Raw genomic sequence first — 21,734 nt, forward strand, 5'->3', positions numbered from 1 at the left:
CTGCCCCGGTTGCCGCACCGGACGGCCGGGAGGCGCAGTGAACCGGTGGAAGACCCTGATCGTGCTCGGGATCGCCCAGTTCCTGATGGTGCTCGACGCCTCGGTGATGAACGTGTCGATCAGCCAGCTGGTCGAGGACTTCGACACCGAGGTGACCGCCATCCAGGCCGTCATCACCCTGTACACGCTGGTGATGGCGGCCTTCATGCTGACCGGCGGCAAGATCGGCGACATGTTCGGGCGGCGGCGGGTCTTCGTGGTCGGCATGGTCGTCTACGGGATCGGCTCGGGCCTGACGGCGGTGGCGCCCACGGTGGGCGTGCTCGCGCTGGGCTGGTCCGTGATCGAGGGCCTCGGCGCGGCCCTGGTCCTGCCCGCCCTGGCCGCGCTGGTGGCCGGCTCGTACACCGGGCGCGACCGGGCCGTGGCGTACGGCGTCATCGGCGGGCTCGCCGGCGCGGGCATCGCGGTGGGCCCGCTGCTCGGCGGCTGGGTCACCACCTACCTGACGTGGCGGCTGGTGTTCGCCGGCGAGGTGGTGCTGGTGGTGGTGATCCTGCTGCTGATGGGCTGGGTGCCGCAGCCGACGAACGAGCCGGACCCGGCCGAGCGGCCCCGGCTCGACGCGGGCGGCGTGGTGCTGTCCGCCGGCGGCCTGGCCCTGATGGTCCTCGCGGTGCTGCAGAGCGGCACCTGGGGCTGGGTGGAACCCCGCAATCCGCCGTTCACCGTCCTGGGGTTCGCGCCGACGCTGTTCGTCATCGGCTTCGGCGGCGTGCTGGTGTACGCCTTCGGCCGGTACGAACGACGGCGCGAGCGCCGGGGCCTCAGCCCGCTGGTCTCGCTGGATCTCTTCCGCAACCGGACGCTGCGTTCGGGCCTGGCGACCCTGTTCAACCAGAACACCGTCCTGCTGGGCCTGTTCTTCGTGATCCCGCTCTACCTCCAGGTCGTCCAGGGCCTGGACGCCTTCGAGACGGGGCTGAAGCTGCTGCCGGTGTCCGCCGCGATGCTCGTCGCCTCGATGTGCGGCACCCTGCTGCTGCGGATCGCCTCGCCGCGCACCGTCGTCCGGGCGGGGCTGCTGGTCCTGTTCGCCGCCACCCTGTGGCTGATCACCACCATCGGGCCGGAGCTGCACGGGGCCTCGTTCGCCGCGTCGATGGCCCTGTTGGGCCTCGGTATGGGGATGCTCGCCTCCCAGTTGGGCAACACGGTGCAGTCCAGCGTGGAGTCGGAGGAGCGGAGCGAGGCCGGCGGCCTGCAGTACACGGCGCAGAACCTTGGGTCCTCGCTGGGGACGGCCCTGATCGGCGCGATCCTGGTCGGTGCGGTCGCGAGTTCCGTCACCACGCTGATCGCCGAGGACCCGCGGGTCTCGACGGCCGTGGCCGAGCAGGTCGGGATCAAGGTCGAGGCGGGGCTGTCCTTCGTCCCGGCCGACGACGTGGCGGCGGCGCTGGCGGAGCAGCCGGGGCTGCCGCCCGAGGAGGCGGCCGTCCTGGTCGAGCACTACCAGGACGCACAGATCCAGGGGCTCAAGGCGGCCATCCTCGGGTGCACCTGCATCACGGCGGGCGCGCTGCTGTTCACCCGTCACCTGCCGTCGGAGCGCCCGGCCGGACGGGCGCGCGCCGGTGGGCGCCGCCGTCCGGATCCGGACGGCGGCGCGACCGGCTGAACCCGTCGGCCGGGGTGCCCGTACTCCGCCGTCACCTGCGGTTCCGTGCCCGGGGCCGCCCGGGCGGCGCACCGGTGGTGTGTCCCGAAACCGTCCGTCGGGTGGGGTCGGAGGTCCCGGTCGGGGCACCGCGCAGTAGCGGTACGTTGATATGGCATGTACGCTGCGTGTCGCTGGTTGAACAGCATGCGGGCCTGGTCGCCACTCCGTGGGGGGAGTCACGTCCAGGCCCGGTCGCCGGCCAGGGTCCGGTTGGCCTCGTGGGGGAGTGCCAGCCGGGCCCATCGGTGGGCTGACGGCGTTATGCCCATCCGGGCGCTGTTTCAGTCATGACAATCCATCATCTTCTTGATGGCGGGCCCTTCTTCGGGCTCCATCCGGCCGTCCGGCGGCGCCCGCGGAGCGCCCTCCCGGGTGGCCGCGGCCGGTGAACGTCCAGGTGGCAGGCGGTCGTTCGGGTCCGGACGGGCCGGCTTAGCGGCCGGGTTCGGCGCGAGTGCGCCAGTAGGCGGCTTCGAGCGGTTCGTCCTCGGCGTCGGCCAGCTCGGCCAGGAGCAGCAGGACGGCGGGCGGGAGCGCGTCGTCCGGTGGGAGGTCGCCACCGGGCAGGGCGGGGCGCCCACGGGCCGGCACCGGCGTCGGCTTCGCGATTGCGGCGAGGGGGGCGCCCCCGGGGGCCGCTCCGGAGCCGACGGCCGGCGCAGGCTCCGCGGGCACCGCGGCAGGCTCCGGGGCGGCCGCGGCGAGCACCTCCAGGGCGCGGGCGTCCTCGCCCCGGCGCTGCAGCTGCACCGCGTAGTCCGCGCGGGCGCGCCCGGCGGCGTCGGGGTCGCCGCAGCGGATCGCGGCCTCGAACCAGCCGGCTGCGTCCTCCTCCCGGCCGGGCACGCTGTCGACGACCCGGGCGAGCAGCAGCAGCGCCTCCGGGAGGTGTGGGCTGTCCAGGGACCCGGCGACCGGGAGCAGCACCTCCTCGGCGCGGGCGAACTCGCGCAGGCGGAACAGCGTGCTGCCCAGGTACCGGCGGACCAGGTCGTGGAGCGGCGGATCGGCGGTCTCCAGGGCCTCGGTCAGGACGTCCCGGGCGCGGACGGTGTCGTTCAGCGCGCGGAACGCGATGCCGAGCAGGGCCGTCGCGCGGGGGGTGTCGGGGCCCGGCGGCAGGGCCCGTGCCGCCTCCAGCAGCAGGACGGCGGGCTCCGTCTCGCCGACCTCCAGCAGCAGCTCCCCGGCCGCGACGTGGGCGGAGACCGGGTCGCTCGTGCCGCCCGCACCGCCCGCACCGCCCGCACCGCCCGCACCGTCAGGGCCGTCGGCTCCGTCCGGGCCGTCCGGGCCGTCCGGGCTTTCCGGGTCGACCAGGAGGTCCGCCGCCGCGGGCCCGTCGCCGCGTGCCAGCAGCAGCGCGGCGAGTCGGGCCCGCGCGAACCCGGTGACGTCGGAGGGCTCGTCCTCGACCACCGCGCGCAGCAACTCCTCGGCACCGGCGTCGTCCCCGGCCCCGATCCGCCGGATCGACAGGTGGAAGCGGGCGAGCTGCAGGGCCGGGCCGACGGCGGTGTCGACGGCGCTCTGCAGGTGGGCGACGCCCTCCGCGGTGCGGCCGGGGGTGAGCACCAGGAGCACGCCCAGCAGCGCCGTGCCGATCCCGGCGGCCACCGGGTGGCCGGAGGCGACCAGTTCGACCAGCAGCGGCTCCGCCTCCTCGGGGCGGTCGAGGTCCACCAGCAGGACGGCGAGGTCGATGCGGGCGACGAGGGACCACTCCGGGTGGTCCGTCGCGACGGCCCGCCGGTAGGCGTCGACGGCCTCCTCCCAGCGCTCCTGGGCGGTCAGGAGGTCGCCGAGCAGGTCGGCGGCCTGCGGGCCGAGGTGGGGGTGGGGGCAGCGGGCCGTCTCGGCGAGCAGGGCCAGGGCCTCCGCGACGTCCGCGTCGGTGACCAGGCCCTCCGGCACGGCGGACTCCCCCGCGCCGTAGGGGAGTTCGAGGCCACCGGAAAGGCCCGAGCCGTCCGCCTCGCCCTCGTCGGCCCCGCCGTCGCCCCCGTCGACGGCCGGGGGCCCGGCGTCGCCGATCCCGGAGACGAGCAGCAGCGCCAGGTCCACCCGGGCCTGCCAGGACCACGCGTGGTGACCGGAGGCGATCGCGGTCCGGTAGGCCCGGGCGGCCGGCGACCGACGGCCCTCCTGCGCGTGGACGTCCCCGAGCAGGTCGGCCGCGTGCGGCGCGTGGTCGCGGTGGCCGGTGGCGACCACGTCGGCCAGCAGCTCGCAGGCGGTCTCGTCGTCCCCGTCCCGGGTGTACAGCAGGCAGGCCAGCCCGGCCCGGCCCATCAGGCTCCAGTCCCGGTGGCCGCTGGCGACGGCCCGGCGCAGCCAGTGCGCGGCGTCGTCGGGGTCGTCCGCCAGCCGGTAGTGGCCGAGGACGGCCATCGCCTCCGGGCCCCGGTCGGGGTGGCCGGAGCCGGCCACCTGCCGCAGGTGCGCGAGGCCCTCCTCGGTCTCGCCCAGCAGGACGCGGGCGATGCCGAGGCAGACCCGGGCCCCGGGCTCCAGCCACGGGCCGCCGTTCGCCACGGCGACCTCCAGCAGCTCCGCCGCACCCCGGTGGTCGCCGCGCACGATCAGCAGTTCGCCCAGGGCGGCCCGGGCGATCGGCCGGGCCTCCGGATTGCCGTCCGCGAGCACCGAGCGCAGCAGCTCCTCGGCGCGGTCCAGCTCGCCGCGCAGGACCAGCATGCCGCCGAGGCCGGCCCGCGCCATGCCGCTGATCGACGAGCCGACGGAGGACCCGACGGCCCGTGACAGGCTCCACGGCTGGTCGGCGGGCGGCTCACCGGCGGGGGTGCCGCGCAGCGCCGGGGTCCGCTTCCCGTACTCGGGCGTGCCGACGCCCGGCGCGTCGGTCAGCACGGCCGCGCTGCCCTGGCCGACCAGTGCCTGCCCGAGCCGGGCCGTGGCCTGCGGCGGGATCTCCTCGACGCCGTGGGCGAGCACGGCCGTCAGCATCCGCTCGGCCTGCTCGACCTCCCCCGACTGCCAGAGCGCGCCGGCGAGTCCGATCTGGGCGAGCAGCGAGACGTCCGGGTCCTGGGCGGTCACGGCCCGCTCCAGCAGTGCCCGGGCCGCCTCGTGCTCGCCGCGGGCCGAGAGGAGGGTGGCCAGTTCGCCCTGGGCCAGCTCGGAGATGCTGGGCAGCCCCGAGTCCGCGGCGTGCCACAGCACCGTCTCGGCCTCGGTGAACTCCCGACGGTAGATCAGGGTGGTGCCGAGCAGCAGGGCCGCGGCGCCGGTGAGCTCCTCGTCCTGGTCCTCCCGGACGACCCGGCGCAGCTGCGCCTCGGTGACGTCCGGGCGGTTGCGCACGGCGGCCACCATGCCGAGGGTGAGCAGGTCCTCGGGGGCGGTGAGCAGCCGGGCGGCGGTCTCCCAGGCCGGGTCGGCGACGGCGGCGTCGCCGGGCGCGGCGTCGGCGTACTCGGCGAGGTACGGGAAGACCTGGTATCCGCCCTGACCGCCGTCCAGCCGGGCCCGCACGAGCAGCGCGATGCCCGCCTGGGCGCGGTCGCGGGACCACGCGAGCGCGTTGCGGAACCGCTCCTCGCCCGGGTCCAGGTCGAGCGCGGGGAAGTGCGGCAGGTACCGGTCGAAGAGTTCGCGCAGGGCGGGCTCGTCGAGTGGGACGGGTGCGCCGATGCGCGCCCAGTCGGTGGCGGCGCGGACCAGCAGCCAGCCCTCCGGGCAGCTGTCCAGGCCCGCCTCGAAGCGGGCCTCCAGCGCGGGTGCGGCGACCAGCATCTCGCCGATGCCGCGCAGCGAGAAGTCCTCCTGCGGGTAGAGCTCGGAGGCGTTGCGCCGTTCCTCCTCGGACAGTTCGTGCGGCAGGTGGACCACCCTGGCCCGGCGCAGCACCTCGCGGGTCGCCCGGCCGACCTCGTTGTCCAGGCCGGTCAGTTCCTCGCGGTGGCGGTGGGTGAGGGTGCCGACGACCAGGCAGGGCGGGTCGTGGCGGAGCAGCAGCTCCAGCCCGTGGGCGTCGAGCGCCCCGGAGAGCAGGTAGTGGTGCAGGTCGTCGAGCCAGACGACGACCCGGCCGGCGGACTGCGGCAGGGCGCCCCGGGTGAGCGCCTCCAGGTCCCGCCGGCCGCGCCTGGGCACGACGATCCGGGCCTCGCCGTGGGCGCGGGCGAGCCGCTCGTGCAGGGTGCGGGACTTGCCCGCCTTGGACCGTCCGACGACGAGCACGAAGCCGCCGGCGGCGAGGGCCGCGTCCACTTCCCGGTCCGCGGTGGGGCGCTGCACGTAGGGCTCGTAGCCGTTGGCGGTGTAGACGGACTCGCTGACGCCGAGGTCGTGCCGGTCGACCTGGTCGAGCCGGGGCAGTTCGCCGCTGGGTGCGAGCGGGACGGCGAGCAGCCGGGCGAGGCGTTCGCGCCGCTCCTGCGCGGAGACGTCGCGGACGAGCGGGCCCAGCGGGGGCCAGAGCCGGACGACCGGGTCCAGGGAGAGCGCGAAGCCCACCCGGCGGTCGGCCCGGCCGGGCTTCTGCCGCCGGCCGATCACGCCGATCACGCCCTGCAGGGTGTGGTTCCACAACGGGGCGCCGGAGAAGCCGGGTTCGGTGGCCCAGCCGGTCTGCGCGGTCGACTCCAGCTGGAGCCAGTCGCCCTCGGCGTAGCCGACGATCTCGCCGCGGATCGGCACCCCGCCGACCTTGTGCTCGGCGGGGAACCCGTACGAGCGGAAGGTGTGGCCGAAGACGTCGGCGTCGGTGCGGCGCAGTGGCGCGGGCTCGGCACCGGGCGGGGCGGGGGAGTCGAGCCGCAGCACCGCGATGTCGCCGGTCCACTCCCGGGGCGGGTGCCAGCCGTCGGGGATCACCCGGGCCGGGATCGGCTCGTGCGGCGGCAGGAACGGGAAGCGGACGAGCACCGGTGCGGTCGGGGCGGCCGCGGGGGTGCCCGGGTCGACGACGTGCGCGCAGGTGAGCAGCAGGCGGTCGGTGATCAGGGTGCCGCCGCCCTCCGGGAGGTTCCGCCCGTGCGGCTGGATGCTGACCACCCAGGGCGCGCGGGCCGGGTTGAGCGCCATGCCGCGACCCCGCCCGCCCCCGGCTCCCGCCCCTCAGCTCTCGTCGGCGGCCGGCGCGGACCGCCAGCTCATGGTGACGTCGAAGTGGCCCTCGGCGGCGGTCTTGGCGATGACGACGCCGGCCTCGGCGTTCAGCTTGATGCCGAAGGAGACCTCGATCTGCTCGGGCCTGAGGTGCTTGAGCGCGGCCAGGACGGACTCGATGGTGGGCCGGCAGGCGGTGAGCGCGTCGTCGAGCTGGTGCGCGGCCTCGGCGATGCCCTCCGCGGACCGCGAGACCAGCTCGATGCCGGGCGAGTCGTCCTCGACCTCGACGATCAGGGAGGAGTCGTCCGGACCCTGGAAGCGAAGCAACTCCGGCATGGTGACCCCCGGTTGACGATACGGTGTGTCGGCTCGACGACCGCAGGATAGCGCCGGGCGGGGAGCGGCGGCGGCTGTTCGCAGAGCTCGCCGCCCCGGCTTCCGGGGCCGCAGGCGGCGGCGGGGGCGGCGCGGGCGCGCGGCGGCCCGACCGGGGTGCCCCGGGCGCGATCGCCGCTACCATCGGGCCCGGCGGGGCCCGGGTGCGGGCCGGTGGAGGGCGTGACTTCGGGGGTGGGCGTGGTGTCGGGGGTGGCAGTGGAACGGGCCAGGCGGGACATCGCGGAGGCCCTGGAGGCGGCCGGGGGCGACACGGGCACGGCCTCGCTGCACGCCCTCGGGGCGGCGCTGACCTGGGTCTGCGCCGAGCTGGGCGGGATCGAGCCCGGCCCCGGCGGGGTGTCCGCGCTCGAGGCGGTGTACGCGCTCGACGACGCGCTGACCGCCGGGGCCGGGCTGGGGGACGCCGTCGCCGGGCTGTTCGACGCGGCCCTCGCCGGGGCGGCCGTCCGCCGGGACGTCGGCGAGCTGGCCGACCGGCTGGCCGAGGCCGGACGCGCGGTGCGCGCCGAGCGGACGGCCCTCGACGAGCTGGCCGGGCGCGAGGCGGAGCTGCGCCGCAGGCTCGCCGAACTGGCCGGACTCCGGCGCCAGGTCGACGAGTTGCGGCGGCTGGAGCGGATCGTCTCGGCGCTGGACGCACTGGCGCGCCAGCAGGAGGCGATCACCGCCCGGCTGCTGGTGCTGCGCGGCAAGGACACCGGTGTCGAGGACGCCCTGCGCACCAGCGCCGACCGGCTGGTCCGGCTGACCGAGGAACAGTTGGCCGCGCTCGCCCCGCAGACCCGCGAGGGGCTGGCCCGCGCGAGCGCGGTGGACGAGCAACTGGCCGTCGAACAGCGGAGGTTCGACGAGGGCGAGGCTCGCCTGGCCGGGTTGCGGGACCGCCTGGACGCGCTGCGCGCCCAGCGGGTCGAACAGTTGGCGGCACTGCGGCTGCACGCCCGCGCCGACGTGGAGCTGGCGCGGGCGCTCGCCCCGGCCGGGCCCGACCCGGCCTCCCCGGCCCCGGACGGGTCCGGGGAGGCCCGGACGGCGCTGGCCGAGGCCGAGGCGCTGGTGGCTTTGCTGGACGCCAGGCTCCACCGGGTGGACGGGATCCTCGCCGGCCTCCTGGATCAGCGCGACCGGCAGGACGGGCGGGAGCGCGCCGCCCTGCCCTGGACCGACGCCTGATCACCCGCGGCGGGGTCAGCGGGGCGGCGGCACGTCCTCGCCGAGGAAGGTGATCGGCTCCCCGACGGCGCCGTCCCAGCCGTCCGGCCCCAGCCGGCGTGCCAGCCGGGTCTCCATCTCCCGGAGCAGCCCGGCTACCGCCCGGGCGTTGCCGAAGTCCCTCGGGCTGGCGGCGCGCTGGGCGTCGAACCACGCGGCGGCGCGCTGCGCGGCCCCGTCCGACAGGAGGTAGCGCTCCGTCGCGGCCTGCCGGCGCAGGATCTCCACCAGGTCGGCGGTCGGGTAGTGGTCGAAGTGCAGGGTCTGGCCGAAGCGGGAGCGCAGCCCGCTGTTGGCGTCCAGGAAGCGCCGCATCTCCAGCGGGTAGCCGGCCGCGATCACCACCAGCCGTCCCGGGTTCTCCATCATCTCGCGCAGCAGGGTGTCGACCGCCTCCTGGCCGAAGTCGTCCTGGTCCGTCCCGGAGGCGAGGCTGTAGGCCTCGTCGATGAACAGCACCTTGTCCAGGGCGGAGCGCACCACCTCCCTGGTCCGCACCGCGGTGTGGCCCTGGTAGCGCCCCACCAGGTCGGCCCTGGTCACCTCGACCACCTCGTCGGTGTGCAGCAGCCCCAGGGTGTGGCAGATCCGGCCGACCAGGCGGGCCACCGTCGTCTTGCCGGTGCCGGGCGGGCCCAGGAAGAGCAGGTGCGGGGCGGTGGTGTCGGGCAGGCCGCGGGCCTGGCGCATCGCCAGCCGTTCGGTGAGCCCGGTCAGGAACTCGCGCACGTCGCGCAGGCCGACCAGGTGGTCCAGTTCGGCCAGCAGTTCCCCGGTGGTGGGGACGGGCCGGGGGAGGTGCGCCCGGTAGCGTTCGGGCAGGTCGGCCGGCAGCAGCGGCAGGTGCACCTGCCGCTGGACCCGGCCGGCCCAGGTGTCGAACAGGTCGTCGGCGAGCAGGCGCATCGTGCCGGCGTTGCCGAACCCCTCGCCGGCGACCCGGCGCAGGCCGGTGACGACCTGGGACAGCAACTCCCCGGTCTCCGGGGCCGGGTGGATCCGGCGGTCGGCCAGCATGCCGAGCAGGATGGTGTGCAGGGTCGCCGGGTCGTAGTCGGGGAAGTCGATCCACGCCCGGATCCGGCGGTCGAGGCCCGGGTCCGACGCGATGAACTCGCGCATCCGTTCCGGGTACCCGGCCAGCACCACGACCAGTCGGCCGCGGTCGTTCTCCATCCTGGCCAGCAGCGCCGTGACCGCCTCCCGGCCGAAGCCCTCGCGCTGGTCGTGGAGCGCGTAGGCCTCGTCGAGGAACAGCACGCCGTCGAGCGCCCGGTCCACCAGGGCGTTGGTGCGTTCGGCGGTCTGGCCGACGAACCCGGCCACCAGGGCGGACGCGTCCGCCTCGACCAGGTGGCCGCGGCGCAGCAGGCCGAGGTCGCGGTAGATCTCGCCGACCAGCCGCGCCACCGTCGTCTTGCCGGTGCCCGGGTTGCCGCTGAAGACCAGGTGCTGGGTGGCCGCGTCGCGGCGCGCCGGGAGCGCCCGTTCGGCTTCGATGCGGTTGGCCAGCAGGCGCAGGTGCCGCTTGACCGGCGCCAGGCCGGGCATGGCGTCGAGCCGGGTCCAGGGGCTCTCGCCGTCCGTCGTCACCGAGGTCACCAGACCGCGGTCGAGGGCGGCCCGGCGCTCCAGCGGGGTGCCGTCGGCGGCCAGCCGGCGCAGGTCCTCGCGCCAGGCGGAGGCCCGCCGTGGGCGGTCGGCGAAGGAGCGCAGCAGCGGTGCCAGCTCCCGCCAGTCGCCGATCCGCAGCCGGTCCCGCAGGCGCAGGTGCTGGACGAGGCGGCCGAGTTCGGCCTCGTCCGGGTAGCCGATCCGGAAGGCGCCGCCGCGGCCGGGGTGGTCGAGCTCGGCCCGCAGGAAGGCGGCGAGCGCGGGGTAGACCCGGCGGTCGGCGACGGTCCGTTCGACCCCCTCGAGCGTCGACGCGCGGAAGACGAAGATCCACCGGTTGTGGCCGAGCCGGTCCTGGGCCCGGTCGGCCAGCGCCGCGGCCAGCTGCCGCGAGGCCTGGTTGTGCAGCAGGATCTCCTCGGCCTGGGTGTAGACGACGGCGGTGCGGGGCTCGGGCCGGCGCAGCAGGCCCAGGTGCGTCATCACGGCGAACGGATCGGCGACGGCGCTCGCCGGCCGGGCCTGCGGGGCGGTCGCGGCGTCCGCCGAGCCGGGTCCGGCGCCGGGTCCGGTGGGCAGCCGGACGGTCCCGAGCGGGCCGCGGAGCCGGCGCATCCGGCCGGTGGCGGGGGCGGCGCCGGTCCCACCCGCGGTGCTCCCGCCCTTCCCGGTCGCCGCCCCGTTCTCGGCGGCGCCGCCCCGCCCGTCCGGTTCCGCCCGTTCCCAGCCCGGGCGGCTCAGCCGACGCGACTCCGGATCGCGGAAGTACAGCGGGCGGCTGAGCGAGGAGAAGACGATGCGCCGGTATCCCTCGGACCGGAGCAGCCCCCACAGGGTCTCCTCCAGGGCGCGCACCCCGTAGTCCGGGTCGACGAACACGTCGTCGACGCCGGGCCCGTAGAGCACGGTGAACGGCTCGTCGGTGCTCAGCCGCAGGTCCCGGAAGCGCTCGCCGCGCGGGGTTGCGGTCATGCGCCCGGTCCGGGCTGCCGGCGGCCGGGCTCCCGCTGCGCCGTCAGGTCGTAGCGGGGGTCGTCGGTCCTGAGGTCGGGGGCGCCGGGCTGGGGCAGCGGCAGCGGCGCGGGGGCGTGCGCCTGGTGCCCGTTCTCGGCGAGCAGCCGGTGCACCGCGTCGGCCCGGGCGCGCTGGTCGGCCTCCGACTCGGTGTCGCGGTCGGAGGAGATCACCCGGATCACGTTGCGCCCGGACGCGGGGTCGGCGGTCTCGATGTCGAGGACGATCTCGTTGCCGTTCTCGTGCCGGAGCCGGGTGATGTGGGCCCCGCGGGCGTCGGCGTCGACGAAGGCGTCGTCCACGTAGCTGTAGAAGGCCGTCTCGGCCAGCGCCTGGATCACCTCGTCGGCGAGGTTGACCCGGATCTGGGAGGCGAGCTGGCTCAGGCGCGCCCGTCGGACGGTGTCGGCCAGCTGCATCTCCAGGGCCGGTGCCTCCTCCCGGCAGATCCGTTCGGCCTCCTCGGCGGCGGTCTCCTCGGCGCGGGCCCGCTCCAGCAGCGCGTCGAGCCGTTCGCGCAGCTCCGCCAGCCCGCCGGCGGACCAGTAGTCGACGTCCAGCGCCACGTCCGGGATCTCCTGCTGGTCCGGGCCGAGGACGGGCAGCTGAGCGCTGCGCCGGACCTGCTGCTCGACCAGCAGCACCGCCTGGACGGCCTCGGCCTGCCAGGACCGGCGGTGCAGGTCGGCCTGCTCGACCCGGACCCGCAGTTCGCTGAGCCCGAGGTAGTTCTCCTGGGCCACGGCCAGGGCGGCGTCGTAGCGGCCGAGGTCGTGGTTGCCGCGGGCCTGGTCGAGGCGGGCCCGGAGCGAGGCCAGCTCGCCGGGGGCGTGGCGCTCGTGCGGAAGGGTGTCCGCGACGAGCGCCGCGATCGCCTCGGCGTCGGTCAGCCAGCCCGCCGACAGCTCCCGGGCGTGCTCCCGGTCCTGCGTCATCACCTCGACCCGGGAGGCGAGTCCGGCGATCTCGGCGCGGCGCTCGCGGCGTTCCCCGTCGAGCTCGGCGGCGAACGCGAGGCGCTGCCGTTCGAGCTGCTCGTGGGCCTCGGCCCGCAGCCGGCCGGCCGTCTCGGTGATCCGCTGCTGCGTCCGGGCGGCCTGTTCGCGCAGCCGCCGGTTGGTGTCCTCCTCCAGCGCGCGGTTGCGGGCGCTGAGCGTGCGGACGGCCTGCTCGCTCTGGTCCTGCCGCCGCCGCACCGCGTCGAACTCGCCCGCGAGGTCGGCCCGGGTCTGGTCGCGCACGCCCTGCAGCAGCTTGGGGAGGTCCCGGCGGACCACCTTCAGCTCGTCCGCGCTGCGCAGCAGCCGGTACCACTGGGACTCGTCCACCTGGATCTGCTTCCTACCGCTCACGTCCCTCTCCCGTCCCTCTCCTGCCGTTCCCGTCGTGCCGTGCGTCGTTCCCGTCGTGCCGGCCGTCCGCCGTCCGCAGTCGCCGGCGCACCACCGCGACCGCCGTGTCGAAGGCCGCCAGCAGGCCCTCCGGCGGGACGCCGACCAGCAGCGCCGCCGGACCCTCGACGGCGATCTCGGCGCTGCGCGGGCCGTTCTCGTAGTCGTAGGGCTCCTCCTCCGGCCGGCCGCGCAGCCGGTGGACCCGCTGGTTGGCGCTGCCGCGCAGGCCGCGGCCCTCGTTGCGCCCGGCCACGTACAGCCCGTCCACCAGGACGTCCAGCCGGTCGAGCAGCCGGGGCACCCCCGGGTTCGGCGGGGCCTCGCGCAGCCGTTCCAGGCGGTACCCGGTGAAACAGAGCACCGAGACGTCGCGCCGCTCGCGCGCCCGGTCGACGGTCTCGGCGAGGGCGGCGGCCTGCGCCATCGGCTCACCGCCGGAGAGCGTCAGTCCGGTCACCCGGTCGTCCGCCAGCAGCTCGGCGGCCAGGTCCCCGGGGGCGACGCGACGGGCCGGCCGGTCCGGGATCCACTCGGCGGACATGCAGCCGGCGCAGCGGAAGGGGCAGCCCTGCACCCACACCACCGAGCGCAGCCCCGGGCCGAGCGCCCGGGTGCCGACCCGGGTGGCGGCGACGTTCACCCGCGCAGCGGTGCCGCTCACGGCCGCCACCCGGCCGGCTCGGTGACGGCCGTCGGGCCCTGCGCCCCGTTGCGCCGGTAGAGGAAGGCCGTCCCGGCGACCACCACCCGGCCGTCGGGGGCACAGGTGACGGTGCCGGCGCGGGCCGGGTCGCCGTCCGGGGTGTAGCGGATCCTGAGGTCGATCCGGGAGCCGAGCCCGGTGCGCCGCCGCCGGCCGCGCACCAGCCCGGACCCGCCCACCGCCGGGCGCAGCCGCACCCGGCGGCCGGAGAGCGCGATGCGCTCCGGGATCCGCCCGCCGAAGGCCGGTTCGACGAGCAGGACGCCGTCGAGCGGGGGCCGGTGCACCCGCAGCCACGCGAGGCCGAGCAGCAGCAGGACCAGCAGGGGCACGCCGACCGTCAGCGGCAGCGCCGCGGCCGAGCCGACCTGCGCGGAGACCCGCACCGGGAGGTCCGGGTGCAGCAGGGCGGCGGGCACCTTGAGCGGGAGGTCCGGGGCGAGGGCGGGCTGCCAGGGCGAGCCGACCGCCCCGGTCAGGTGCAGGACGGCGTCGGCGTGCGCGACGTGCCGCGGCGTCAGCGGGCCGTCGTCGAAGCCGCCGCCGATCCGCACCGGAACGGTGGTGCCGGCGCCGGGTTCCAGGGCGAGCGACGTCGGCAGGCCGGACACCCGGAAGCGCCCGCCGGACACGGTGGCGCCCAGGCCCTCGACGGTGAGCGGGAGGTGGCCGGTGTGCGAGGTGAAGGTGATCGCGCCGGCCACCTCGCCGTGCGTGAGGTCGAGGGTGTCGGGCCCGGTCCAGGCGGCGTCGACGCCCTGGCCCAGGTCGGCGGCCAGGATCGCGCGGGCCTGGCGCAGCCGGGTGTCGTCGCCCGCCCGCTGCAGGTAGGCGCCGAGGTTCTGGATGCTGCCGGGGACGAGCTCCCGGGTGTCCGTGACGACCTGCCGCAGCAGCCCGGCGCCGGTGGCCCCGGTGGCCAGCGGGAGGGCGTAGCCGACCAGGTCGGTGCGGCCGGCGAGCTTGGCGGCGCGCTCGTGCAAGGCGGCCGTCCAGGCGGTGGTGCCGGCGGTCGGGTAGCGGGTGCCGGTCGGCGGAGCGTTCTCGCCGTCCGTCATCAGCACCACGGAGGCGACCGGCAGGGCGTCGCCGCGTTCGAGCTCGGCGAGGGCGGCGTCGAGCGCCGCCCCGATGTCGGTGTCGCCCTTCGCCGGCGGGGCGGCGGGCAGCCGGGCCAGGATGGCGGCCGGGTCGTCGGCGGCGCCGATGTAGCGGGGCACCACGGTGCTGTCGAAGGTGTAGAGGGCGACGTGGTCGGCGGACGTCAGTCCGGACAGGAAGGTGCGCAGCGTCTGCCGGACGGTCTCGTAGCGGCCCTGCTGGGCCATCGACGGGGAGGTGTCGACGAGGACGATGTGGTCGGCCGGCTGGTGCTGCAGGCCGAGTGACCGGTAGATCTCGCCGCGCGTCGGGTTGCCGCCCGCGGCGTCGGCCCGCGCGCCGAGCGCCGGCAGCAGGGCCAGCAGGAGGGCGGCCAGCAGGGCCAGGGGTGCGGATCGCTTCACCGGGACTCTCCCTCGACGACGCCCGGCAGCTCGCCGAGCGGGTGTTCGTGCGGTTCGCCGTGGCCGCCCACCGGGCGCAGCACGAGCCGGGTCCGGCCGCCCGCGGCCATCGCGATGCCGACGTGGAACCGCTCGCCCTCCGCGCTCGCCGGCAGCGTCACGGCGCCGACCCGGACGGCCCGGCCGCCCGCGGCGTCGCGGACCCGGACCTCGGCCTCCCGGGCGTGCGCGCCCGCGCCCCCGACGGCCAGCCGGCGGCCGTCCCGCTCGGCGAAGACCGTCGCGCCGCCGGGGACGAGGCGGCCCGGGCCGCAGAGCACCACCTCGGTCGCGGCGAGCCGGCCGTGGCGGACCAGCCGGGCCCCCAGCAGGACCTCGTACGGGTAGCGGTCGGCGGGGTCGACGCGGCCGGCGGCCACCAGGGCGGCGCCCAGCACCGCGGCCAGGGCCGGATCCGTCCCGGCGGGCAGCGCGGCCTCCCGGCCGGCCCCGGCGGCCGCGCGGCGGATCGCCGGGATCCGGGCCGGGCCGCCCACCGCGACCACCGGCAGGTCGTCCAGCCCGGACTCGGCCGCCGCGTGGCCGACCTGCTCGCGCAGGACGGCCAGGGCCCGCCGGGCCGCCCCGGCCGGGACCTCCCGGGTGCCGATCCACAGGACGGGCGTGTCGTCGTAGCGCGCCGGCTGCCGCTCGGCCCGGGCGACGGTGCGGTCCCAGCGGGCGGCGGCGCCGGGCACGGACCGGGCCACCCGCAGGGCCTCCAGCCCGGCGCCGCCGTCGGAGGCGCCGCCGGGCCCGTCGTCCGGGGCGGCGGCGTCCAGCAGGGCGGCGTCGAAGGCCGAGCCCAGCCCGCCGTCCGGGGTGTGCCGGACGAAGCGCCGCACCCCCACGCTGCGCGGGGCGACGACGCACACGCTGACCTCGACGGCCGCGGTGCCGAGCACGCAGACCGCCCAGGTGCCGTCCGGCGCCGGTCCGTGGTGGCGCAGCAGCGCCAGGACGGCGGTGGCGGGCCGCAGTTCGCGGACCGGGGCGGTGGCGCCGAAGGCCGCGGTGACCTGGTGCAGGTGGCCGGGCGGCATCGCCTCGGCCGCCACCAGGACGACCTGTGCGGGCGGGCCGTGCCGTTCCCGGAAGGCCGCGCAGGCGGCGGCCAGGACCTGCGCCGGGTCCTGGCCGACCAGCACGGGCAGGCCCTCGCCGGGCACCGTACCGGGCAGGTCGGCGAGCGCGGGCAGCCCGTCCGGCCCCGGGTGGGCCAGCCGGACGAACCGCGTGCCGACGTCGATGGCGAGGGTCATCCGGCGCACCCCGGGGGAGAGCGGCGGGGCCGGCGGCGCGTCGGGGCGGGGCTGCGGGTCATCTGCGGAACCTCCAGGGCAGGAGGCCGCGGCGGTCGGTGGGCGGCCGCGAGGGCTGGGGCGGCGTGCCGGCGGGCGGGTCCTTCGGCCGGTAGCCGTCGTAGGCCAGCACCTCCTGCGCGTACTCCAGGCGCCGCAGCTCCTGGTGGCCGTGGTCGAGGAGGCCGACGCGCAGCCGCGCGGCCGCCGTGGTGTGCAGCATGCCCTGGTACAGCTGCTCGGCCAGGGGCTGCGCCTGGCGCCACAGTTCGGCGGCGAGGCGGTCCACCTGCCGGGCGCTCCAGCCGCCCAGGGCGGGCACCACCTCGGCGGTGAGGTCGACGGGGAACCTGCCGTGGTGGGCCTCGACCAGGGCGGCGGCGAGGACGTCCGGGTCGGCCGGGCCGCGGGCGGCGTGGCGGATCCTCGTCAGGAGGACGATCCAGCGGCTGCCGGGCCGCTGTTCGAGCGCGGTGACCACCGCGGGCGGCAGGTCCAGGTCGAACCAGGCCGCGTCGCCGGTGAGGAGCCGCTTGTCCAGGGCCTTCACCACGGCCTCCTCGCCCCGCGCCTGGCGCTCCACCAGCCGCCGCAGCACCGGGGAGCGGGCCGGGTCGGGCCAGTTGCCGAGCACCTGTTCCACCACCCGCTGCCACAGCAGGTCGGAGGCGGCGTTGGACAGCCGGTCCGCCAGCCGTCCGGCGTAGCGGCCGGCCCAGCCGGCGTCGCGGCCGTGGGCGCCGGTGCGGGGGGCGGGCTGCACGGGCTCCCGCGCGAGCAGCCGTTCCAGCCCGCCGAGCGGGACCTCGTGGTCGGAGGCGGCGAGCCGCAGCAGGTCCAGGTCCGCCGCGCAGACGGCGCGCGAGGACCCGGCGTCCTCCTCCAGGCTCTCGGCGTACCGGGCCAGCAGGGTGGCGAGCTCCTGGCCGCGGGGGCCGAGCGCCACCTCCCAGTACGGGCCCCACAGGTGCAGCAGCGTCAGCGGGCGGTGGTGCCGCACGGCCAGTTCGAGGATCGCCGGCCAGAGCGTGGCGGGCAGCCCCCGGGCGAAGTCCGCGGCGTCGTTGGGGCCCATCAGGCCCTGCTCGTCGAGGATGCCGCACAGGTAGGCGGTGAAGCGCAGCCAGCCGGTCGTGGTCCGGAGCCGTTCGCCCTCGGCGGCGTGCAGCAGGTGGACGAGGACGTCCGGGTCGGGGCCGCCGTGGCCGATCGTCGTGTGCGCCCAGGCCCGCCCGAGCTCCGGGTACCGGACCAGGACGTGGGCGGCGGGTTCGGCCTCGGCGCGGTAGGCCTTCTGGGCCCGTTGGACGACGGTGGCGATCCAGGCCGAGTGCGACACGGCGGCGGGCGCGGGCCCGCTCGGGTCGATCACGGTGGTGAACATGGACGCGAACTCGGCCGAGCCGGGCCCGTACAGCTCGCGGAGCAGGTCGAGCCAGGCGAAGCACCGCTCGAACCCGTGGGCGGCGTCGGCGAGCACCGCCCGGGCCAGCCACCCGGGGAGCTCCGGCGCCCGGTGCGCGTGCAGCAGGTCGACGGCCCGTTCGTCGCGCGGGGTCTTGCCGACGGGGGCGGCGGCACGGGCGAGGAAGAGGAAGAGCTCCCGGCGGTGTTCGGGTTCGAGCCGGGCGGCTCCGCCGAGGCCGAGGGCCCGCGCGACGTCCTCGATCCGGCCGCGGCCCTCGCGGACCTCGGCGAGCACGGCCTCGGCGAGGTCCAGCTCGCGCAGGGCCCGCAGCATCTCGGGGCCGTCGCCGCGCCGCAACGGGGTGGTGGCGGCCAGCAGGTGGCGGATCAGGTCGGCCGTCGTCAGCCCCTTGGCGCGCAGGCGCTTCAGCTCGGCGAGGTAGGCGGCGGCGCCGTGGCCGGTCGGCGGGGTGGCGGGGTGGCCGTAGCGCACGGCGGTGCGGCCGGTGCGCGCGGTCTCGGCGAAGGTGAGCTGGACCCAGTGCTCGGCCTCGCCGGTCCAGTTCGCGGCGCTGAGCCAGCTGCGGCAGCCGTAGGGCAGCAGGGCGGCGATCGCGTCGACGATCCGCACCCGCCGCTCCGGGCCGGGCAGGTTGCGGCTCTCGCCGGTGAGGGTGACGTGGTGCCCGTCGGTGAGCAGGGCGGCCACGCACGCGGCCCAGTCGAAGCCCACGTCCTCGATGACGGCGGCGAGTTCGGTGGCGGAGGCGGGGTGGACGCCGAGCTGCAGCGGCGGCCCGGTCGGGGGGTCGCCGGGCTGCGGCCAGCGCACGCCGGCGGCGGCCGAGGCGAGGCCGGACCAGCTGACGCCGGCCCCCGCGGCCTGCGGCCATTCGAGCAGGAGCAGGCGGGAGGTGATGATCGGCGCCCCGGTGCCGTCCCGGCTGCTGCGGTCCCAGTCCTGTTCCACCATGGCGCAGGCCGCGGTCCGTTCGCCCTCGACGCCGCTGAGGAAGATCCGCCAGGGCAGGCCGCCGGTCTCCTCGGGGTGGCGGACGTCCGGGGTGCCGGTCTGGGCGCCCCACAGGTAGCGCCCGGCGCGGTCCGGATCGAGGCTGGTGCCGAGGATCTCGTAGCCCATCGGCCGCCCGGGGTACTTGCCGAGGACGGCCCAGTGCACGGTCACGGGGGCGGCGCCGGGCCGCTGCGTTCCGGTCACCGCAGCTTGACCCGGCGAGTGCGGATCCGCCGCTCCAGGTCGACCAGCGGCTCCAGCACGTTGATCGGGTTGGGCGAGGTGGCGATCTGCGGCTGCCCGTTGACGTCCTGGACGTTGGCGAAGAAGCGGTAGTCGAAGATGCCGTCGGGGTTGAGCCGGAAGCCGATGGCGGAGGTGGCGTAGTAGGTGATGCGGTTCGGGTGGAAGTAGGTGTGCAGGGCGTCGCGCACCAGGGTGGCGGTCGAGCCGCGGAAGGTGTCGCAGATCCAGGCGAAGTAGCCGGCGGCCTGTTCGGCCGGTACCCGGGGGATTCTGGCGCCGACGCCGTCCTGGGTGACCCAGCGGGCGTCCACGGAGGGCCGGAAGAGCTCCGGGTCGTCGAACTTGGCGACGCAGACCGCGACGTGGTGCGGCAGCCGGCCGCCGGCCATGCCGCGCCGGTCGCGGACCCGGCTGGTGATCGCGTTCAGGGTCGCGTAGAAGAACTCCAGGCTCTGGGTGCCGCGTTCGCGGTCGAGCAGGGGGTCGAAGAGGTAGATCAGGCCGCTGGAGTTCGCCAGTCGGTCGACGATGGCGGCGTGCTGGGGGTGCTCCGGGCGGAAGTACTCGCCGCTGACGTCGTGGATGTCGAGGACGAAGCCGACCTGCCGGGTGCCGCCGATCATCCGGGGCTCCTCGCCCTGGAAGGCCCAGCTCATGCCCTGCGCACCGGTGGTGGCGCCGGGGAAGCCGCGGTCCACGGCGAGCAGGCGGACCCCGCGGTTGAGGAAGTCGCCGGCCTCCGGGGTCATGCCGCTGATGACCCAGCGGCCCTTGCCGTGCCGGGCGTGCTGCAGGGCGGCGATGGGCAGCGCGGAGAGGTAGGTGGTCTTGCCCGAGCGTGGCGCCCCCCAGAGGCCGATCCGGACGGCGCCGGGGCCGTCGGGGCCGATCTGGCCGGGCGGTACCGGCACCTCGAGCGGGGGCAGGTAGCCGTCGGGGAAGGCGCCGTGGGCGGCGGCGTGGCCGTCGACGACGGTCGGCTGCGGCGCCGGGGCGGGCGGGCCGTAGCGCAGGCCGGGCGCGCCCGCGGCGCGCGGGCTCTCCCAGGCGGGGGCGTCCCGGTCGGGCACCGGGCCCTTTCCGGGCACGGGGTCGGTGGGGTGGTCGGACATCGGCGGTCTCCTCGGCGGGACGGTCGGTCAGAGCAGCGAGCGGGCCAGGGCCAGCCGGCAGGGCGGTCCGTCGACGTGCCAGGTCGGGACCAGGTCGTGGGCGGTGGCGGCGGGCGGCCGGTCGGGCGGGAGGGCGCCGTCGGCGCCGAGCGCGCACCAGCTCAGTTCGGTGTAGTCCCAGACCGTCTGGCGGGACCGGTCGGTGGGCCGGGGGCCGACCGGTCCGTCGCGCCGGGTCAGCACCCGGACGCCGGCGTCGCGCAGGGCGGTGAACTCGGTGCGCCAGTCCACCCCGAGCGGGCAGGCCGGCACCCGGCCCTGCTGGGCGGGCTCGCCGGGGGGACGGGCGCCCAGGACGAGCACGGTGCGCTGCGGGCGGAGCCGGCCGGAGGCCGCCCAGGCCGGCGTGGCCGCCTGCAGCCGGATCGCCTTCAGGGCGTCCTCCAGGGCGGAGACGGTGTCCTGGCCGCGGCGCACCGGCTCCCACCGGTCGAGTGCGGCGAGCGCGGCGGCCGGCGGGCCGAGCGGCAGGGTCTCCAGCAGGGTGGGCCGGGGCGTGTAGCGGTTCTCGCGGATGTGGTGGTCGTAGTAGCCGACGAGGGCGACGTCCACGCCGGCCGCGGAGGCGGCCGGGTCGGCGAGGGCGGTGACGAGCTCCCGCGCGTGGCGGACGCGGGCCGCGACCTCGTCGGGGGAGGTGGCGTAGCAGAGTTCGACGGCGAGCAGGAGTTGCAGCCGGGGCGGCCGGGCGAGGCTGCGCGGGAGACCCTCGATCAGGGTGTCGAGGTCGGCGCGGATCCGCTCGGCCGCGGTGCCGTCGGGCAGCAGCACCTCCACCTCGCCGGGGCCGTGCAGGACGAAGGTGAGGTTGGCGGCGCGCAGCGCGGGCAGGCGCACGCCGTGGGCGGACACGGCGTCGTGCCGGGTGCCGTGGCCGGCGGTCACCACCGGCAGGGTCAGCAGGGTGTCCGCCTCGATGGAGCCGTACACGGTGACGGGCACGGCGACGGTCTCCCCGGGTCTCAGCCGGGCGCCGGCCGGGAACAGCAGCGTGGCCTCCGGCCGGACGGCTCCGCTGATCGCGTCCACGCCGGCCAGCATCAGCGCGTGGTCCCGGCGCAGCGGTGCGCCCCGGAGCAGCCGGCGCACCCCGGCGACGCCGCCGGGGGCGGGGCCGAGTTCGGCGTCGGGGGCGCGCAGGGTGCGGGCCGTGGCGGCGGCCCTGGCCAGCAGCGGCCAGTCGGGGCGCTGGTCGAGCAGCACGGTGCGCTGGCGCGGGCCGGTGGGCAGCAGGGTGGTCAGCAGTCGTCGGACGGCGGTGTCGAGGGCGGTGCGGTCGACCGGCGGGAGGTCGCCGATCCCGCCGGCGAGCTGGAAGGCGCGCCGCTCGGGGTCCTCGGCGAAGGCCGGGAGGAGGTCGGTCCAGGCGGCGCCGCCGGCCTCGGTGACCAGGGGGATGCCGTTGGCGTCCGCCTCGGCCCTGATCAGCCCGACCCGCTCGTCGCCGAGTTCGACGAACCAGAGGACGGCTCCGGGGATTTCGACGAGTTCCTCGAGCAGGCGGTCCCAGGCCCCGCCCGGTTCGGGGCCCGGTTCGGGCCCGGCGGCCGCGAGGGCCTCGGCCCGTTCGTCCCAGGCGGCGCGGCCCGCGGCGAGCGCCTCCTGCTCCCGGCGCAGGTCGTCCGGTCCGGGTTCGCCGAGGAACACCTCGCCCGTGATCCGCCACCGGCAGTCCGGGCAGAACTCGGCTTCCTCGTCCGGTCGGTGGCAGACCGGGCACGCCTGGTCCGGTCTGTTCGAGCCCCCGGTCACTTCTCGCCCCCAGCTCGACGTGTTCGGCGCAGGGCGGCACGGCCGAGATCGGCGGCGGCCTGCCCCTCAGGGGTCCTCATGGTGGCACAACGCCGGGGTGCGCAGTGGATGTTCGCGGAAAAGGTCGGTGGCGGTCCGAGGGGGGCGCACGCGCCCCCCTCG

At 76.9% G+C, this 21,734-nt stretch carries 12 protein-coding genes; 2 read left to right on the forward strand and 10 right to left on the reverse strand.

The features are described from left to right. Positions 1-37 precede the first annotated feature (37 nt). Complete coding sequence (locus tag AB0N04_RS26230) at positions 38-1,681, forward strand: MFS transporter (RefSeq protein ID WP_360214733.1); 1,644 nt, start codon at positions 38-40, stop codon at positions 1,679-1,681. 474 nt (positions 1,682-2,155) lie between these two features. On the opposite strand, the gene AB0N04_RS26235 is transcribed toward AB0N04_RS26230, so the two are convergent. Together AB0N04_RS26235 and AB0N04_RS26240 are read right to left on the reverse strand one after the other, a co-directional pair. Further along, positions 2,156-6,772 carry a tetratricopeptide repeat protein gene (locus tag AB0N04_RS26235; RefSeq protein WP_360214735.1) on the reverse strand — a complete coding sequence of 1,539 codons (4,617 nt, stop codon included), beginning with the start codon at positions 6,770-6,772 and terminating at the stop codon, positions 2,156-2,158. 33 nt (positions 6,773-6,805) lie between these two features. Beyond that, positions 6,806-7,135, reverse strand: coding sequence for a CU044_2847 family protein (locus AB0N04_RS26240; RefSeq protein ID WP_360214737.1), 330 nt, complete (start codon positions 7,133-7,135; stop codon positions 6,806-6,808). Between the two features lie 252 nt (positions 7,136-7,387). Here AB0N04_RS26240 and AB0N04_RS26245 point away from each other — a divergent pair, with 252 nt between their 5' ends. Continuing rightward, positions 7,388-8,371 (forward strand): hypothetical protein, encoded by a 984-nt coding sequence (locus tag AB0N04_RS26245; protein ID WP_360214739.1) that lies wholly within the window; start codon positions 7,388-7,390, stop codon positions 8,369-8,371. A 15-nt stretch (positions 8,372-8,386) separates the two neighbouring features. On the opposite strand, the gene AB0N04_RS26250 is transcribed toward AB0N04_RS26245, so the two are convergent. The 8 genes from AB0N04_RS26250 to AB0N04_RS26285 are packed head-to-tail and all read right to left on the reverse strand — an operon-like array spanning position 8,387 to position 21,572. Continuing rightward, positions 8,387-10,996: an AAA family ATPase gene (locus tag AB0N04_RS26250; RefSeq protein WP_360214741.1), complete on the reverse strand. Its 2,610-nt coding sequence runs from the start codon at positions 10,994-10,996 to the stop codon at positions 8,387-8,389. Next, positions 10,993-12,390 (reverse strand): hypothetical protein, encoded by a 1,398-nt coding sequence (locus tag AB0N04_RS26255; RefSeq protein WP_360214743.1) that lies wholly within the window; start codon positions 12,388-12,390, stop codon positions 10,993-10,995. The genes AB0N04_RS26250 and AB0N04_RS26255 overlap by 4 nt, the downstream gene beginning before the upstream one ends. Further along, the gene (locus AB0N04_RS26260) at positions 12,380-13,093 is read right to left on the reverse strand and encodes a 4Fe-4S single cluster domain-containing protein (RefSeq protein ID WP_360214745.1); all 714 of its coding nucleotides are present in this window, start codon (positions 13,091-13,093) and stop codon (positions 12,380-12,382) included. The genes AB0N04_RS26255 and AB0N04_RS26260 overlap by 11 nt, the downstream gene beginning before the upstream one ends. Continuing rightward, complete coding sequence (locus AB0N04_RS26265) at positions 13,090-14,640, reverse strand: vWA domain-containing protein (protein WP_360214747.1); 1,551 nt, start codon at positions 14,638-14,640, stop codon at positions 13,090-13,092. The genes AB0N04_RS26260 and AB0N04_RS26265 overlap by 4 nt, the downstream gene beginning before the upstream one ends. After that, positions 14,637-15,941: a hypothetical protein gene (locus tag AB0N04_RS26270; RefSeq protein ID WP_360214749.1), complete on the reverse strand. Its 1,305-nt coding sequence runs from the start codon at positions 15,939-15,941 to the stop codon at positions 14,637-14,639. Before AB0N04_RS26270 ends, AB0N04_RS26265 begins: the two co-directional genes overlap by 4 nt. Positions 15,942-15,999: 58 nt before the next feature. Beyond that, a complete protein-coding gene (locus AB0N04_RS26275) occupies positions 16,000-18,606 on the reverse strand; it encodes a hypothetical protein (protein ID WP_360214751.1) in 2,607 nt (868 codons plus the stop codon). Continuing rightward, entirely contained in the window at positions 18,603-19,760 is a 1,158-nt protein-coding gene (locus tag AB0N04_RS26280) for a hypothetical protein (protein WP_360214753.1), read from the reverse strand. Before AB0N04_RS26280 ends, AB0N04_RS26275 begins: the two co-directional genes overlap by 4 nt. Before the next feature lie 27 nt (positions 19,761-19,787). Then, on the reverse strand, positions 19,788-21,572 hold the full coding sequence (locus tag AB0N04_RS26285; RefSeq protein ID WP_360214755.1) for a hypothetical protein: 1,785 nt from the start codon (positions 21,570-21,572) through the stop codon (positions 19,788-19,790). Positions 21,573-21,734 lie beyond the last annotated feature (162 nt).

Source organism: Kitasatospora sp. NPDC051702 (assembly GCF_040681575.1).
Lineage (GTDB): Bacteria > Actinomycetota > Actinomycetes > Streptomycetales > Streptomycetaceae > Kitasatospora.

Excerpts from the sequence above, each read along its gene's own strand:
- AB0N04_RS26235 (WP_360214735.1), bottom strand. The coding sequence starts at position 6,772 with ATGGCGCTCAACCCGGCCCGCGCGCCCTGGGTGGTCAGCATCCAGCCG.
- AB0N04_RS26240 (WP_360214737.1), bottom strand. The coding sequence starts at position 7,135 with ATGCCGGAGTTGCTTCGCTTCCAGGGTCCGGACGACTCCTCCCTGATC.
- AB0N04_RS26250 (WP_360214741.1), bottom strand. The coding sequence starts at position 10,996 with ATGACCGCAACCCCGCGCGGCGAGCGCTTCCGGGACCTGCGGCTGAGC.
- AB0N04_RS26270 (WP_360214749.1), bottom strand. The coding sequence starts at position 15,941 with ATGACCCTCGCCATCGACGTCGGCACGCGGTTCGTCCGGCTGGCCCAC.
- AB0N04_RS26280 (WP_360214753.1), bottom strand. The coding sequence starts at position 19,760 with ATGTCCGACCACCCCACCGACCCCGTGCCCGGAAAGGGCCCGGTGCCC.